The sequence below is a fragment of the Streptomyces sp. CA-288835 genome (assembly GCF_050936385.1).
Taxonomy (GTDB): Bacteria; Actinomycetota; Actinomycetes; order Streptomycetales; family Streptomycetaceae; genus Streptomyces.
Map to the genome: position 1 here is coordinate 8,842,791 of NZ_JBNJMW010000001.1, position 15,572 is coordinate 8,858,362.

12 protein-coding genes and 1 pseudogene are annotated in these 15,572 nt (G+C 71.6%); 6 read left to right on the forward strand and 7 right to left on the reverse strand.

Features of this window, described 5'->3' with window-relative positions; genetic code table 11:
• The first annotated feature begins 16 nt into the window (after positions 1–16).
• Positions 17–1,258 carry a trans-sulfuration enzyme family protein gene (locus tag ACQEVY_RS39940; protein WP_432954728.1) on the forward strand — a complete coding sequence of 414 codons (1,242 nt, stop codon included), beginning with the start codon at positions 17–19 and terminating at the stop codon, positions 1,256–1,258.
• Here the strand turns inward: ACQEVY_RS39940 and ACQEVY_RS39945 are convergent.
• From ACQEVY_RS39945 to ACQEVY_RS39955, 3 genes are all read right to left on the reverse strand, one after another.
• Entirely contained in the window at positions 1,255–2,601 is a 1,347-nt protein-coding gene (locus ACQEVY_RS39945; RefSeq protein WP_432954730.1) for a GNAT family N-acetyltransferase, read from the reverse strand. The genes ACQEVY_RS39940 and ACQEVY_RS39945 overlap by 4 nt on opposite strands.
• 97 nt (positions 2,602–2,698) lie before the next feature.
• Positions 2,699–4,288 carry an alkaline phosphatase D family protein gene (locus tag ACQEVY_RS39950; RefSeq protein WP_432954731.1) on the reverse strand — a complete coding sequence of 530 codons (1,590 nt, stop codon included), beginning with the start codon at positions 4,286–4,288 and terminating at the stop codon, positions 2,699–2,701.
• A gap of 533 nt (positions 4,289–4,821) precedes the next feature.
• On the reverse strand, positions 4,822–6,321 hold the full coding sequence (locus ACQEVY_RS39955; protein ID WP_432954733.1) for a PLP-dependent aminotransferase family protein: 1,500 nt from the start codon (positions 6,319–6,321) through the stop codon (positions 4,822–4,824).
• Positions 6,322–6,368: 47 nt separating this feature from the next.
• Between ACQEVY_RS39955 and ACQEVY_RS39960 the strand changes: the two are divergent.
• Positions 6,369–7,154 (forward strand): annotated as a pseudogene (locus ACQEVY_RS39960) (DMT family transporter); the annotation flags it as partial.
• Between the two features lie 153 nt (positions 7,155–7,307).
• On the opposite strand, the gene ACQEVY_RS39965 reads toward ACQEVY_RS39960, so the two are convergent.
• Positions 7,308–8,183 carry an alpha/beta fold hydrolase gene (locus ACQEVY_RS39965; RefSeq protein ID WP_432954735.1) on the reverse strand — a complete coding sequence of 292 codons (876 nt, stop codon included), beginning with the start codon at positions 8,181–8,183 and terminating at the stop codon, positions 7,308–7,310.
• 217 nt (positions 8,184–8,400) lie between these two features.
• On the opposite strand from ACQEVY_RS39965, the gene ACQEVY_RS39970 reads away from it, so the two are divergent.
• Both ACQEVY_RS39970 and ACQEVY_RS39975 read left to right on the forward strand, forming a co-directional pair.
• Positions 8,401–9,291 carry an RNA polymerase sigma-70 factor gene (locus ACQEVY_RS39970; RefSeq protein ID WP_432954736.1) on the forward strand — a complete coding sequence of 297 codons (891 nt, stop codon included), beginning with the start codon at positions 8,401–8,403 and terminating at the stop codon, positions 9,289–9,291.
• A 129-nt stretch (positions 9,292–9,420) separates the two neighbouring features.
• The gene (locus tag ACQEVY_RS39975; RefSeq protein ID WP_432954738.1) at positions 9,421–10,182 is read left to right on the forward strand and encodes a GntR family transcriptional regulator; all 762 of its coding nucleotides are present in this window, start codon (positions 9,421–9,423) and stop codon (positions 10,180–10,182) included.
• Positions 10,183–10,660: 478 nt separating this feature from the next.
• Here the strand turns inward: ACQEVY_RS39975 and ACQEVY_RS39980 are convergent, their stop codons facing one another.
• The 3 genes from ACQEVY_RS39980 to ACQEVY_RS39990 all read right to left on the reverse strand — a co-directional run bounded on the left by ACQEVY_RS39980 (position 10,661) and on the right by ACQEVY_RS39990 (position 13,755).
• A complete protein-coding gene (locus ACQEVY_RS39980) occupies positions 10,661–11,818 on the reverse strand; it encodes an ROK family transcriptional regulator (RefSeq protein ID WP_432954740.1) in 1,158 nt (385 codons plus the stop codon).
• A gap of 99 nt (positions 11,819–11,917) precedes the next feature.
• Entirely contained in the window at positions 11,918–12,583 is a 666-nt protein-coding gene (locus ACQEVY_RS39985; protein ID WP_432954742.1) for a response regulator transcription factor, read from the reverse strand.
• Between the two features lie 14 nt (positions 12,584–12,597).
• The gene (locus ACQEVY_RS39990; RefSeq protein ID WP_432954744.1) at positions 12,598–13,755 is read right to left on the reverse strand and encodes a sensor histidine kinase; all 1,158 of its coding nucleotides are present in this window, start codon (positions 13,753–13,755) and stop codon (positions 12,598–12,600) included.
• A gap of 108 nt (positions 13,756–13,863) precedes the next feature.
• Between ACQEVY_RS39990 and ACQEVY_RS39995 the strand changes: the two genes are divergently transcribed.
• On the forward strand, positions 13,864–14,805 hold the full coding sequence (locus ACQEVY_RS39995) for an ATP-binding cassette domain-containing protein (RefSeq protein ID WP_432954746.1): 942 nt from the start codon (positions 13,864–13,866) through the stop codon (positions 14,803–14,805).
• Positions 14,806–14,807: 2 nt separating this feature from the next.
• Complete coding sequence (locus ACQEVY_RS40000; protein ID WP_432954748.1) at positions 14,808–15,545, forward strand: ABC transporter permease subunit; 738 nt, start codon at positions 14,808–14,810, stop codon at positions 15,543–15,545.
• Positions 15,546–15,572 lie beyond the last annotated feature (27 nt).

The window sequence follows — 15,572 nt, forward strand, 5'->3', positions numbered from 1 at the left end:
GTTCAGGCTGCTGGTCATGGACGCCTTTGACGATGCGCACGACGTGATGGACGACGTAGACGTACGGGACGAGGTGCGGGCCCTCGCCACCGAGGCCGTGCACGCCGGGCGGGACGACCTTGCCCGGCAGGGGCTGCACGCCCCGCCGATCGACCTGTCGACGACCTATCCGTCGTACGACAGTCGCGGCGAGGCCGCCCGGATCGACGACTTCGCCGCCAACGGCGCCACCTTGGAGGGGCCGCCGGTCTACGGCCGGCTCGGCAATCCGACCGTCGCGCGGTTCGAGACGGCTCTGGCCCGGCTGGAGGGCACCGAGAGCGCGGTGGCGTTCGCGAGCGGCATGGCCGCGTTGAGTGCCGTACTGCTCGTACGGAACGCGATGGGCCTGCGGCATGTCGTGGCCGTACGGCCCCTCTATGGGTGCAGCGATCACCTGCTGACGGCCGGGCTGCTCGGCACCGAGGTGACCTGGGTCGACCCGGCGGGCATCGCGGACGCGCTGCGGCCGGACACGGGCCTGGTGATGGTCGAGTCACCGGCCAACCCGACGCTCGCGGAACTCGACCTGCGGGCGATCGCGCACGCCTGCGGGACCGTGCCGTTGCTCGCGGACAACACCTTCGCCACGCCGGTGCTCCAACGGCCCGTGGAGCAGGGGGCGCGGCTGGTGCTGCACAGCGCCACCAAGTACCTGGGCGGTCACGGCGATGTGATGGCCGGGGTGGTGGCCTGCGACGAGGAGTTCGCCCGCCGCCTGCGCCAGGTCCGGTTCGCCACCGGTGGTGTGCTGCATCCGCTCGCCGGTTACCTGCTGCTCCGCGGGCTGTCCACGCTGCCCGTACGCGTCCGCGCGGCCTCCGCGAACGCCGCGGAACTGGCCCGCCGCCTCGCCACCGACCCGCGCGTCAACCGCGTCCACTACCCCAGGCTCGGCGGCGCCATGATCGCCTTCGAGGTCTCCGGCGATCCCCACGAAGTGATCGCGGGCGTCCGCCTCATCACCCCCGCGGTCAGTCTCGGCAGCGTCGACACGCTCATCCAGCACCCCGCCTCGATCAGCCATCGCATCGTCGACGCGGAGGACCGCCGCGGGGCCGGGGTGAGCGACCGGTTGCTGCGGCTGTCGGTGGGCTTGGAGGACGTGGAGGACCTGTGGCGGGACTTGGAGCGGGCGCTGGGGGCGGTACGGGGGAGTGGGCCGGCCCGGAGAGTTACGCCGGGCCGGCCGAGCCGTTCAGTGACGGCTGAACGCTAATCCGCTACGGGCTGCTCCTGGTCGTACGGCAGTCGTGAACTCACCGGAGTCACGTCCAGCCGCGCCGTGATGACGAGCGTGCCCTCCTCGATCTGGTAGTCGAGGGGGAGACCGAGGCCTCGCATCGCGGCCACCATGCCCGTGTTGGACGACTGCGTGACCGCGTACACGCTGTCGCAGCCGGCCTCGACGGCCATCGTCACCAGCCGGCCGAGCAACTCGCTGCCGATGCCGCGCCGCTGCCACGCGTCCTCGACGAGCAGCGCGACCTCCGTTTCGTCGCCGTCCCAGAGGAGATGGCCGAGACCGACGAGGCGACCCGAGGCGGTCTCCACGGCGAGGGTTCGCCCGAAGCGGGGGCTGAGGAGGTGGTTGAGGTAGCGGTCGGCGTCACGGATCGGGCCGTGGTAGCGCAGGCTGAGTGTGCGCGGTGAGCACCGCTCGTGCATGGCCTTCGCGGCATCGATGTCATGGGTGCCGGCACGGCGTACGGTGATGGCGTTGCCCTGAGGCAGCGTCAGTACGTCCTGCCTGCGCGGCAGACGCGGACCGAGCTGGGCGTCCAGCTCGACCAGCGCGCGGGCCCGTGCGAACTCGGTCGGAGTGAACGGCAGATACGGCCGCTCCACAGTGATCACTCCGCCTTCAGGTGCGCGCAACCGCATCAGGGTGTTCTCGGGCGCCCCATCGGCATGAGCCAGGGCCCCCTCAGCCGGCACCTCCGCGTCCGCGCCGTCCACGTCCACAGCCCCGGCGGGCAGCGACCGGATGCTGCACCGACCCAGCAACTGCCGCAAGGCAAGCGGTAGTTCGGCCGAGTCCAGTGCCGTACGCGTCGCCAGGCCCAGGATGCGTGTGGGCGCGTCCACCAGGTCGTGCGCGTCGGCCCGCTCGATCCAGGTGCCGGCGCCGCCCGCCTGCGTAACCGCCCGGGTGACGTCGTTCGCGTCCACCTCCGCGGGGGCCCGCAGCAGGAACTCGTCGACCGTTCCCTCTGCCAGGGGATGCGTCTGCAGGCTCAGGATGTCGACCCGCCGTTCCGCGAGCGCGGTGCACAGCGCGGCCAGCGAGCCCGGCTCGTCCCGCACGGTCGTCCGCATCCGCCAGAGAACGGCCTCGGCGCTGACGGCCTCCGGCAGAGCCGGAGCCGCCTCGGGGGGCCCGGCCTCCCGCACTTCGGCGGACGGCCGGGCGCCGGTATCACGCTTCGGAGGGGAGTGATCGTGGGTGCGTCGCTCCCGCCAGCCGAGGAGCCGCGCCATGAGTCCGCGGCTCCCGTGCTGTTGCGGACGGTTGTTCTTCGTACGTTTCGTACGTGCTGCGTCAGTCATGTCTGAAGTCATGCAACCACTGTGCAGGAAGGGTGTTGCGTGATCACGAACGCTTTGTGACTGAGCGATTAAGACACTCTCTGTCCTATTTAGAACTATATTTGCTGGCTTACTGACCGACCCGGCCCGGCTGCAGCACCTTCGTGTACAGCACGGTTCCGTCCTGCTCACGCAGTCGAACCGTCAGTTCCCCGCTGCCGCCGTCGATGTCGACCTCGCCGAAGAACTGGTAACCACCGGCGGGGGAGACATTCGCCACCGTGGGCGCCTTCACAAACACCCGCTCCGGACCGAACGTGTTGTCCAGCGCGTTCGCCGGGAAGGCACCCGCGTTCAGCGGGCCGGAGACGAACTCCCAGAACGGCTCGAAGTCGGTGAACGCCGCCCGCGACGGCTGGTAGTGCTGCGCCGAGGTGTAATGCACGTCCGCCGTCAACCACACCGTGCCCGTGATCTTCCGGTGCTTGATGAACCGCAGCAGCTCGGCGATCTGCAGCTCACGTCCGAGGGGCGCGCCCGGGTCGCCCTGGGCCACGGCCTCGATGTTCGGCTTGCCGTCACCGGTGTCCGGCACGACCAGGCCGAGCGGCATGTCGGAGGCGATCACCTTCCACACCGCACGCGACCGCGACAGCTCCCGCTTGAGCCACTCCAACTGCTCGGCGCCGAGGATGCCCTGCGGGTCGGTGGTCTCCGTACCGGGGGAGTTGGCGTTGCGGTACGTCCGCATGTCCAGTACGAACACGTCGAGCAGCGGACCGTGGCGCACCACCCGGTGCACCCGGCCCTCCTTGGCACCCGGCCGCAGGGTGGACATCGGGAAGTACTCGCTGAACGCCCGCCGGGCCCGGGACGCCAGCAGGTCGACGTTCTTCTCTGTGTACCGCGCGTCGGTGAGCGTCTCGCCCGGAAACCAGTTGTTCGTGACCTCGTGGTCGTCCCACTGGACGATCGACGGCACCTGCGCGTTGAACTTCTTCAGGTGCTCATCCAGCAGGTTGTAGCGGAAGTTGCCGCGGAACTCGGCCAGGGTCTCAGCGACCTTGGACTTTTCCTCGGTGGTGATGTTCCGCCAGGTGCTGCCGTCGGGCAGGGGCACTGTCGCGGCTATCGGCCCGTCGGCGTATATCGTGTCGCCGCTGAACAGGAAGAAGTCCGGGTCGAGCGCGCCCATCGCCTTGAAGATCGTGTAGCCGCCGAACTCCGGGTTGATGCCCCAGCCCTGGCCCGCCAGGTCGCCGGACCACACGAAGCGCACATCGTCGCGCCGTCCCAAGGACGCCGTACGGAAGCTGCCGGTCACCGGCTCGCCGGTACGGCGCGGGTCGTCCGGGTCGGCGAGCAGGACGCGGTAGTGGATCTGCTCGCCCGCGGGCAGTCCGCGCAGGCGGGTGCTGCCGGTGAAGTCCGTGCCCGGGCCCAGGAGGGGGCCGTGCCATCTGTGAGCCTTACGGAACGACTCGGTCGCCGACGTCTCCACGATCATCCGCGCCGGGCGGTCCGAACGCACCCACACCAGGCCGGATTGCGCGCTCACGTCGCCGCTCTGTACGCCCCAGCCGGCCTTCGGGCGCCCCGACAGCGTGAAGGCCGGCGCCGAGCCGAGGGTGGCGGGCACGGCGAGCGCCGCGGAGGCGGCGAGGGTGCCGCGCAGGACGCTGCGGCGGGCGGCGAGCGGGCTCGTCGGACTGTCTGACATGGAGTGCCTCCTGGGGCGGTCGACCACTGTGCAGGGTCACAACTACTGGTGCACCACAGCGCGCATGGAAACCACAAGTGAACAACTGCCCCCGGCGGCTTGGGAACAGGGGGGGGCGCCCCCGCCGCCCTTACCCGTCCCATACCAAGGGGCGCTGCCCCTGGACCCAGCTGGGGGCTGCGCCCCAGACCCCGCAATCGGCCTGGCGGCCTCGTCCTCAAACGCCGGACGGGCTGATTGATGCTGGCCTCGGCTGCAAAGTTCAGCCGAGGCGACGCCAACATCAACCTGGCCGGCGGAAGTCAGCCCGCCTGTCGGCAAATCAGCCCGAGCCGCGATCAATCAGCCCGTCCGGCGTTTGAGGACCGGGGGTCCGGGGGCTGGCCCCCGAATCGGGGTCCGGGGCGGAGCCCCGAAAGGGGGGCCCGGGGGCGCAGCCCCAGCGGGGTCCAGGGGCGGAGCCCCTGGTGGGGGTTCGGGGCAGCGCCCCGAGGACGGGACGGGTAGGGGCGGCGGGGGCGAAGAAACGCTCGTCAACCCGCAACCGCCGTCGCCATCAACCCCACCCCCTCCCAGATGCGCGCCGGAGGCACATGCGCGTACCCCAACACCAGCCGCACCACCGCCCCCTCCTCCTCCCCGACCGGCGTCTGCGCGTAATCCGTCAGAGGACGCACCGCGACGCCCGCCGCGGCCACGCGTGCCAGGAAGCGTGGCGGCGGCCCGTACCGGAGAGGCAGCGTCGCGATCGCGTGCAGTCCGGCCGCGATCCCGGACACCTGCGTGCCGGGGAAGTGGTGCTCCAGAGCAGCCACAAGGGCATCGCGCCGTTCCCTGTACGCGCGCTGGCAGCGCCGAAGCTGCCGGTCGTAGTCGCCGCGCTCCATGAAGCGGGCGAGAAGCGCCTGGTCGACGACCGGATTACCGAGATCCATCGTGCGCTTGCGCTCGACGACCTCCTCGGCCAGCGACGACGGCACCAGCAGCCACCCCAGCCGCAACCCCGGCGCCAGCGACTTGCTGACGGACCCCGCGTACGCGACGTGCTCCGGATCGAGCCCTTGAAGGGCCCCGACCGGCGCCCGGTCATAGCGAAAGTCCCCGTCGTAGTCGTCCTCGACGACAAGCCCGTCCACGGAGTGCGCCCAGTCAAGGAGTTCGGCCCGCCGCCGCGCGGAGTACGCGATCCCCGACGGGAACTGGTGCGCGGGCGTGGTCGCGACGACTCGTACGCCCGACTCCCGCAGCGGCCCCATGGCCAGCCCTTCGTCGTCCAGCGGCAGCGGTACGGTGCGGAGTCCGGCCGACGCGTACAGCCCGCCGTGCTCAGGCGTGCCGGGGTCCTCCACGCCGACGGCCCGCACGCCGCGCGCGTGCAGCACGAAACCGAGGAGCGTCGTCGCCTGCGCCACGCCCGAGACGACCAGCACCCGCTCCGGGTCCGCGACCACGCCTCGCCGCCGGGTCAGCAGTTCCGCGAGGGCCGTACGCAGCCGGGGCAGCCCGCGCGGATCGGGGTAACCCAGCGCGTGGTGCGGCAGTTCGGCCAGTACGCCGCGCTGTGCGGCCGCCCAGGCAGCGCGCGGGAAGAGCGCCAGATCCGGGGTGCCGGGCAGGAAGTCGACGTGTGCGCCGGGGGAGCGGGGCGCGAGATCCCGCGCGCGTGGGTGGGCGGCCCGGACGGCGCCGCCCACCCACGTACCGGCTCCGCGGTCGCTGCGCAGATAGCCTTCCGCGGTCAACTGCTCGTACGCCTCGGTGACCAACCCCCGAGACACCCCCAGATCGGCGGCGAGTTCACGGCTGGACGGCAGCCGGGTGCCGGGTGCGAGCCGCCCCGAGCGGACGGCCTCCCGCAACGCGGCCTGCAAGGAGCGCCCACGCGCGCGAGCCGGCGCCGAGGCGGCCGGCAGCAGCAACTCCCAGGCGGCGGCCCAGGCCGCCGATCCGGACGTACCTGATGATCCGGACGGACCCGAAGCTGATCCGGGCGTATCCGGAAGCCGAGCCGAATTGGTCCCCGATGGCGTCATGAAAGTGGACCTTAAACCGGACCGGTGGGGTCCATAGCGTCGCCTCCATGAACGCCACCACCCGCGGCTCCCTGCTCGCCGCCCTGGCCTGCATCCTCGTCGGAGGCTCCTTCACCGCCAACAGCGTCCTGGGCGAATACCCGTACGCGGGCGGCCAGTTCCTGCGCTACGGCCTCGCCTGTCTGCTGCTGCTGCCCCTGGTCGGCAGTGGTGGCACAGCGCCCCTGCGCGCGCTGACCGCACGCCAGTGGATAAGGCTGGCGCTCGTCGCGGCCATCGGCATGGTCGGCTTCAACCTCGCCGTGCTCGCCGCCGAACGCACCGCGGAACCGGCGGTCCCGGGAGTCTTCGTGGGCTGCGCCCCGGTGCTCGTGGCCGTACTCATGCCCCTCCTGGACGGCCGACGGCCCCAACGCACCGTCCTGTACGGCGCGTTGCTCGTCGCCGTGGGCGCCTTCACCGTCCAGGGCTGGGGACACACGGACGGCGCGGGCATCGCCTTCTCCGTGTGTGCGCTCCTCGGCGAGGTCGGTTTCGCGGTCCTCGCCGTGCCCGTACTGCGACCGCTCGGTCCTCGGCTGCTCGCCGCCACCGTGTGCGGGCTCGCGGCGGTCGAGTCGGCGCTGGCCGGGCTGATCGTCGAGGGCCGCGCGTGGCTGCGTACGCCCGACAGCACCGAACTCGCCGCGCTCCTGTGGCAGGCGGTGATCGTCACGGTCATCGGCTTCGTCTGCTGGTACATGGGCATGCAGCGGATCGGCGCGGAGCGCGCCACCCTCTTCTCCGGCCTCATCCCCGTCGCCGCCGCCTTCACTGCCCCACTCGTCGGCACGGGCTCCTACGGGCCGGCCCAGGCAGCCGGCAGTGCCCTGGTGGGAGCCGGAGTCGCCCTGGGATCAGGGGCGTTGAGGCTTCGGGCGCGGAGGCCGGCCACTGCCGTCTCAGCGCCTGCCGTTCCAGTGCCTGCCGTTCCAGTGCCTGCCGTCTCAGCGGCTGGTGTCGAGGATGACGCGGGCGACGAGGGCCGGGTCGTCGTTCATCGGGACGTGGCCGCAGCCGGGCAGTCGTACGAGCCGGGCGTCCGGGATGACGTACTTGGCGCGGACCCCCTGCCGCCGCACCAGAAGCCGGTCCCTTGTGCCCCACGCCACGGTGACGGGAAGCCCGGGGACGTCGTCCGTGAACTGGACGGAGACGCCGGCCCGGAGCGTCTCGACGAATCCCTTGGCCTGAGCCAGCGCGAGCGTCTCGGCGACGACCGCCTCGGGTGAACGCCGGCCGGGGCGCGCGTAGATGGTGCTGGTCAGCACGGTGCGCCCGGCCGCGGTCCGCGACAGCCGCTCGACCACCGGCAACGGCATACGGATCGCCGTCTGCCGCATCGCCTGCAGCACACCGAAGGCGTACCGCCGCTCGACCGGCGACCAGAAGCCCGCGGGTGACAGCGCCGTCACGGACCGTACGAGCTGGGCGCGGCCCAGTTCCAGGGCCAGCAACCCGCCCAGCGAGTTGCCCGCCACATGCGGGCGTTCGATCTCCAGCGCCTGGCAGAGCGCGCCGAGCGCGGCGTTCATCGTCGGCAGATCGTGGGCGAGCCCGTCGGCCAGCGCGGGGGACTCGCCGAAGCCGGGCAGATCCACCGCGATCACATCGCGCTCGACGGCCAGGATGTCGATGACCGGGTCCCAGGCCTGCCGGTGGTGGCCGATCCCGTGCAGCAGCAGAAGCGGTTCGCCGCTGCCCACGCGCGTGTACGCGAGGGTCACGGGCAGCGGGCCGAGCGGAGAGGGGACGGAGAAGGTCACGGACTGCGGGCCGCCGGAGAACGTGGAGGGGACGGGGTGGCTGACCGGGGCGGACATGGCACTGCTCCTCGTCTGGGGGCGCGGCGGCCGTGGGCAGCGGGTGCACACGACCTGCTCTCCTAGACAGTTTGTCAGCAACTGCTACCGGCCGGTAGTCCCCAAGCGATGCTGGTGCAAACCCGCAGGCCGTACGCCCCTCAACGCGTCCCGCCCGTCACCGGGTTGGCCCAGGTATTGCCTGGACACGGTCCGGAGCGTCGGATGGGATGGGTTCGTGGCTACCGACACTGTGACCGAGGTCTTCGAAGAGCACCGTCCCGTCCTGATGGGCGTCGCCTACCGCATGCTCGGCCGGGTGGCCGACGCGGAGGACGTCGTCCAGGAGGCGTGGCTGCGTTGGTCCGGCGCCGACCACGCCGAGGTGCGCGAACCACGCGCCTATCTCGTACGCATTACCACCCGCCTCGCCATCGACCGGCTGCGCCAGATCCAGTCGCGTAACGAGGCCTACGTAGGACCGTGGCTGCCCGAGCCGTACGTCACCGACTTCGCCGACACCGTCCCGGACGCGGCGGAGCGGGCCGTGCTCGCCGACTCGGTCTCGCTCGCCGTCCTCGTCGTCCTGGAGTCCCTGTCGCCCCTGGAACGCGCGGTGTTCGTCCTCCGCGAGGCCTTCGGATTCCCGTACGCCGACATCGCCACCACCCTCGACCGCAGCGAGCCCGCGGTGCGCCAGCTGGCCGGACGGGCCCGCAAGCACGTCGACGAGAGGCGCACCCGCTACGAGGTCGACCCCGCGCTGCAACGCGAACTCACCGAGCGCTTTCTCGCCGCGGCGACCGAGGGCGACCTGGAGGGGCTGCTGACGCTGCTGGCCCCGGATGTCCGCCTGGTGGGCGACAGCGGTGGCCTGGCCAAGGCGCCGGTGCGCGCGATCGAGTCGGCCGACAAGGTGGGGCGCTTCGTCATCGGTGCTGCCCGGCAGGGCGGCGGCATCCAGGACGCGACGTTCCGCTTCATCGAAGTCAACGGCGCACCCGCGCTGCTCGCCCTGTCCGCGGGCAAGCCCGACAGCGTCTTCCAGTTGGAGGTCGCCGACGGCCGGATCCAGTCCATCTACATCATGCGCAACCCGGAGAAGCTGCTGTCGCTGGCCGACGCCTGAGGTTCCTGTGTCCAGGATTGGTCTTGACCAAGGGTGGGGGCCGTCTTATGGTCGCAGGAGATAGTGCAAGAACCTTTAATAAACAAGGGCGTTGAAAGCCGCCGGGGCACGGCGATTGCGGAGGACACGGTGGGGACCACGCAGTTGGATACGGTGCCGGAGCCCAAGTACTGGCACTTGCGGACCGTACTGAGTGAGGCGCTGGACTCCGAGTTCTCGGTGGGCGAGATTCTGCCGAACGAGCGTGATCTTGCCGCGCGGTTCGGGGTTGCCCGGGCCACCCTTCGGCAGGCTCTGGAGCAGCTCGAACTCGAAGGTCGGCTTCAGCGGCGGCGCGGGGTCGGCACGACCGTGGCTCCGCCGCGTATGGGTGTGGATGTGGGTTCCGAGCAGCATGCGTGGCCGGGGGCGGCAGGGGATGCCTGGCGGGCCGTGGACTGCACGGTGGTGGTTCCGCCTGCGGCGGTGGCCGACATCCTGGAGATCGGACATGAGGAGCAGGTGCATACCGTACGTCGCTCCCGGGTGACGCATGGGCAGCCTGTGGCCGCCGAGTTGCTGTACGTGCCTGTCTCGTCGGTGCCTGCGCTGTCCGCCATCGATGCGGCGTCGGGGGCGGGGCGGGCGCGGGCGGTGCTGCGTGAGCTCCAGCGGCTGTCCCTGGAGACGCAGGACCGGGCTGTGGAGCTTGGCTCGGCGCGTGCGGACGACGCCAAGGAACTCGATCGGCTTCCTGGCGCCCCGGTTCTTGTCGTCACGACACGGTTCTATGCCGAGGGTCGCGCCGCGGCGGTGTCGGTCGCTACGTACCGGGCCGATACGTGTCGGCTGACGTTCGGTGACACGGGTGGGGTGGAGATCCACCATGACCCGGAGCGGCGGGCTTCCTAACGGGGTTTCCTCGCCCCCGCCGCCCCTACCCGTCCCATCCCAGGGGCTCCGCCCCAAACCCCACCAGGGGCTCCGCCCCTGGACCCCGCCGGGGCTGCGCCCCTCGACCCCGCCGGGGCTGCGCCCCTCGACCCCGCCGGGGCTGCGCCCCTGGACCTGCTGGTGGCTGCGCCCTGCGGGCAAACAGGGGCCCCGCCCGTGAACTCTGGAGGGCCTGCGCTCCTCGACCCCGCCGGGGCTGCACCCCTGGACCCGCTGGCGGCTGCGCCCTGCGCCCCCACGAGGGGCTCCGCCCCTGATCCCCGCGGAGGGTCAAGCCCCGTAAGGGGCGCGGGGAACTGCGCGCCCAGCCCCGACCGGTCCGCAGTCGACATACAAACCCGGGGCCGGGGGGCGGAGCCCCTGGTGGGGTTCGGGAGCGGAGCCCCGAGGATGGGACGGGTAGGGGCGGCGGGGGCGAAACAACCCCCCCCGACACTCAGCGCCGTGCCGTGACCGTGCCCTCCACCGCGAACAGCTGCTCCTCCACATGATCGAGAGCCAGCCGCAGCGCCCCCATCACCACGGCCGCCTCGCCCAGGACCGAAAGGGCCACCCGAGGTGGTCGCAGGCAGTAGCGGGACAGCTCCTTGCGCAGTGGCTCCAGTACGCCGTCGATGCCTGCCGCCCAGCCTCCGATGACTACGAGCTCCGGGTCCAGGGCGAGCACCAGGGCCGCCACATCGTGCACCAGTCGCTGGATGAAGCGCTCGACGGCCGCCCTAGCCCGCTCGTCACCCTTGCGGGCCTGCGCAAAGACCCTCGCCACCGCCTGCTCGTCAAGTGGATGCAACGGCTTGTCCGTCGTGGACAGCAGTGTCTCCGGAGTCGCCTCACGACCCAGGAGATGCAGCGCACCGATCTCCCCGGCCGCACCCCCGTACCCGCGGTGCAGCCGCCCGCCGATCAAGGAACCGGCCCCCGGGCTCAGCCCGGCCAGCACGAACACCATGTCGTCGGACTCCGTGCCCGCGCCCTTCCAGTGCTCGGCCACCACCGCGGCGTTGGCGTCGTTCTCTACCAGCACCGGACACTTGAAGGAGCGACGCAGCCGCTCGCCCAGATGCAGCCCCGTCCAGTCGGGCAGGGCGGAGCCCAGCCGTACGGTGCCGTCCGCCTCGATGATGCCGGGCGTACCCACGCCGACCGCCCGCAGGGAACCGCGCGCAACGCCCGCCTGGCGCAGCAGCTCGGCGACGGCCGTACGCAGCCGTTCGAGCCGTTCGTCCGCCGACGCCGCCTCGGACACGTCCTTGGCGATCGTCCCCAGGGTGCGGCCGTCCAGGTCCGCGAGGAGCGCGGCCACCCGATGCGAACCGATCTCGAGCCCGAGCAGATGCCCCGCCTCCGCCCGGAACCGGTACCTTCGTGCGGGCCGACCCTGACGCCGCGCGGCACCCTCCTCGGCCGCGGTCTCGACAACGAGCCCGCCCGCGACCAGCCCCTCGACGACGCCCTCCACAGTGGGCCGGGACAGCCCGGTCACCCGGGTGATCTCGGTGAGAGTCGCGAAGTCCGTGGCCCGCAGCGCATGCAGCACCACCGCGGAGTTGATCCTCCGCAGCAGCGAGGGATCCCCGCCGGTCAGCTGCCCCAACGTACGTCCTCCCAGCTCGCGCGCGTGTTGGCCGGATCGTACTCGCCGCGACCGAACCCGGCGAGTGCCTGGCACAAGCCCCTTGCCAGGAGCCCCGGATCAGCCGGGGGCCACGAATCCCGACTCGTACGCCGCGATCACCGCCTGTGTCCGGTCCCGCGCCCCCAACTTCGCCAGTACGGCGCTGACATGGGACTTCACCGTCTCGGTGCCGACCACCAGCCGCTCGGCGATCTCCGCGTTCGACAGGCCCCGGGTCATCAGCCGCAGTACCTCCGCCTCTCGCTCGGTCAGAGACGCCCGCTCCAGCACCGCCCGCGCCGCGGGATTCCCGCCACCACCGTCCCCGTACTCGGCGGCCAACTGCCGCACCGACGCCGGGAACAGCAGCGACTCGCCCTCGGCGACCAGCCGCACCGCGTGCACGATCTCCGCCGGCCGCGCCCGCTTCAGCAGGAAACCGTCGGCGCCCGCGCGCAGCGCCTCGTACACGTACTCGTCGTTCTCGAAGGTCGTCACCACGACGATCTTCGGCGGCCGGTCGACCGTCCGCAGCACGGCGCGCGTGGCCTCGATGCCGTCCATGAGCGGCATCCGGACGTCCATCAGGACGACTTCGGGCCGCAGCTGCCGGACCAGCGGGATCACCGCGGCGCCGTCGGCGGCCTCCCCGACGACCTCGAGGTCGTGTTGCGCCTCCAGAACGGCGCGCAGACCGGCGCGTACGAGGGGTTCGTCATCGACGAGCAGAACGGTGACCGGCACCCGGCCAGCGTAGATCAGCGCAGCGGCAGCTCGACGTGAACCTGCCAGTCGCCGTCGTCCGGGCCGGTGCGCGCGAGGCCGCCGAGCAGCGCGGCCCGCTCGCGTATGCCCCGCAGACCGCTGCCGCGACCGGGCCCAGCTATCTCGGCTGACAGCGGATTGCGCACCTCCAGGGAGAGCGACTGGTCCTCGACCCCGATACGGACCCGGACGGGGACGGACCCCGCATGCCGCAGCACATTGGTGAGCGACTCCTGGAGGATGCGATAGCCCTCCCGCGAGACCGGGCCGGGCACCTCCTTGAGCGGACCCGTCACCTCGGCGTCGACCTTCGCCCCGGAGGTGCGCGCCGACTCCAGCAGACGATCCGCCTCCGCGAGCGTCGGGCGGCTGCTCGCCGGCCGCTCCGACTCGCGCAGCACGCTCAACACCCGCTCCAAGTCCTCCAGGGCGGCTCGGCCCGTGTCCTCGATGGCGCCCAAGGCCCGGTCGGTGAACTCTGGGTCTCCCGCAGCCCGCGCGGCACCCGCCTGCACCACGGCCACGGTCAACGCGTGCCCGATCGAATCGTGCAGCTCGCGGGCGATGCGCGTGCGCTCCAGGAGCCGTTCGGTGCGCTCCTCCAGGGCGGCGACCCGCTCGGCCGCGGACGGTCCGAGGAGGTGGCGCGCGATGGCCGTGATCAGCTCGCCGAGTCCCACAACTACCCCGTACAGGGCGATCAGCGGCAACGGTGCGAGCAGGGCGTATGCCCAGTGAGGGTCCGCGTCCGAGAGGAGCGGGACATCGTCCGGCACGTGCCCGAAGGGGAGCTGGATCAGCACCAAGGCCAGGACCGGCAGCCAGACGGTGGCCACTCCGGCCCCCCACCCGAGGACCATGCGGGCTTCCAGCCACACCACCGTGCGGAACCGGTCCCCCCATGTCACCGACGGCCCTACGGAGATCCCCGACTCCTCCTCCTCGCCCGGCGTCAGCAGCAATCGCGCCTGCACACCCTCGCCGTGCCGCACGGCCGGGATGAGCCCGAGCGGAATGAGGAACAAAGCGGGCACCCACGGGCGCGAGGGCATGATGAACATCCACACGCTCACTATCAGCATCGGCACCCACAGGTGCAGCAAGCGCGTGTACGTCGTCCCCCGGATCAACCGGCGCAGGAAGCGGGCCATTTGGTCATCGTGCCAGCCGCCGCTGACAACGGTCCTCCCCCGGGCGAGGGAGAGTCTCTCCACCCGCGGGGGAGGCCCCGGCGCCGCACAGACGGCCAGGCTGGGCCCATGACCAGCATCGACGTACAGGAGCTCACCAAGGTGTACGGCACCACACGCGCCGTGGACCACCTCACCTTCCGCGTGGAACCCGGCCGCGTCACCGGCTTCCTCGGCCCCAACGGCGCCGGAAAGTCCACCACTCTGCGGCTCGTACTCGGCCTGGACCGGCCGACGTCCGGCACCGCCACCATCGGCGGCCGCGCCTACGCGACGCTCGACGAGCCGCTGCGCCACGTCGGCGCCCTGCTCGATGCCCAGGCGGCCCACGGCGCGCGTACCGCGCGGGACCATCTGCGCGTGCTCGCCGCGAGCAACCGCCTCCCGGAGCGCCGCGCGGACGAGGTCCTGGAGGAAGCGGGGCTGGCCTCGGTCGCAGGCCGCCGCGTCAGGACGTACTCCCTCGGCATGCGCCAGCGCCTGGGCATCGCCGCCGCGCTCCTCGGCGACCCGCCGGTGGTTCTGCTCGACGAGCCGTCGAACGGGCTCGACCCCGAAGGCATCATCTGGATCCGGGAGTTGATGCGCCGACTCGCCCGCGAGGGCCGCGCTGTGCTCGTCTCCAGCCACCTCATGAACGAGACCGCGTCCTTCGCCGACCACCTCGTCGTCCTGGGCCGCGGGCGCCTGCTCGCCGACATGCCGATGCGGGAGTTCATCGACGCGCGCGTGCAGCCACGCGTACGCGTACGCACCACCGACGGCGCCGCACTTCGGGAATTGCTCGCCCGGCACGGATACGACGCCGTGGAGGGCGCGGACGAACGGTGGATCGTGCACTACGCGCGCGTGGACGACATCGGCCGCCTCACCTCGGGCACCGGAGTGCCCATCCTGGAACTCGCCGCGGAGGAGGGCACGTTGGAGCAGGCCTACCTCGATCTGACCGCCACGGAGGCCGAGTTCGCAGCCCAGACCTCAAAGACATCGAACCAGCCGCAGGAGGCCTGACCGTGCCGTTCACACCCGTACTCCACTCCGAGTGGCTCAAGATCCGTACGCTGCGGTCCCTTGTCGCCGGACTGGCAGCCGTCGTACTCGTCACCGCGGCCTTCTCCGCGATCGCCGGGCTCGACGCCTCCTCGGGCGAATCCCCCGGCGAGGACTTCGACCCCTTGTTCTCGGCGTTCTTCGGGGTCAGTTTCGGGCAGATCGCGGCGATCGCGTTCGGCGCGCAGGCCGTGTCCTCGGAGTTCCAGGGCGGTGCGCTGCGGGTCTCGCTGGCCGCGGTGCCCGATCGGATCCGGTGGTTCGCGGCGAAGGCTACGGCGGTCGGCGTACCAGCCCTTGTCGTCGGGCTGGTCACCGGGTTCGTGAGTCTGGCCGTGGGCAAGGCGGTCCTCGGTGACCGGGGGAGCGGGCTGAGCTGGGGCGAGGGACTGCGCGGTGTCGTCGGTTGCGGGCTCTACCTCGCGCTGATGGCCCTGTTCGCGGCCGGCCTGACCGCTCTGCTGCGCAGCGGAGTCGCCACCCTGAGCATCCTGATCCCGTTCCTGCTCATCGTGTCCTTCGTCGTCGGGGGAGTGTCCGGTGGAGTCGCCGACTTCCTGCCGGACAAGGCGGGCCAGGTGGTCTTCCACGAAACGTCCGACGGTGCGCTCGGCCCCTGGAGCGGGCTGGCGGTGACCGCGCTGTGGGCCGCGGCCGCGCTGGCGGCGGGGGCCTGGAGCGTACGGCGTCGGGACGCTTGAGCAGCGGCTGAGTCGCGGCTGACGGAC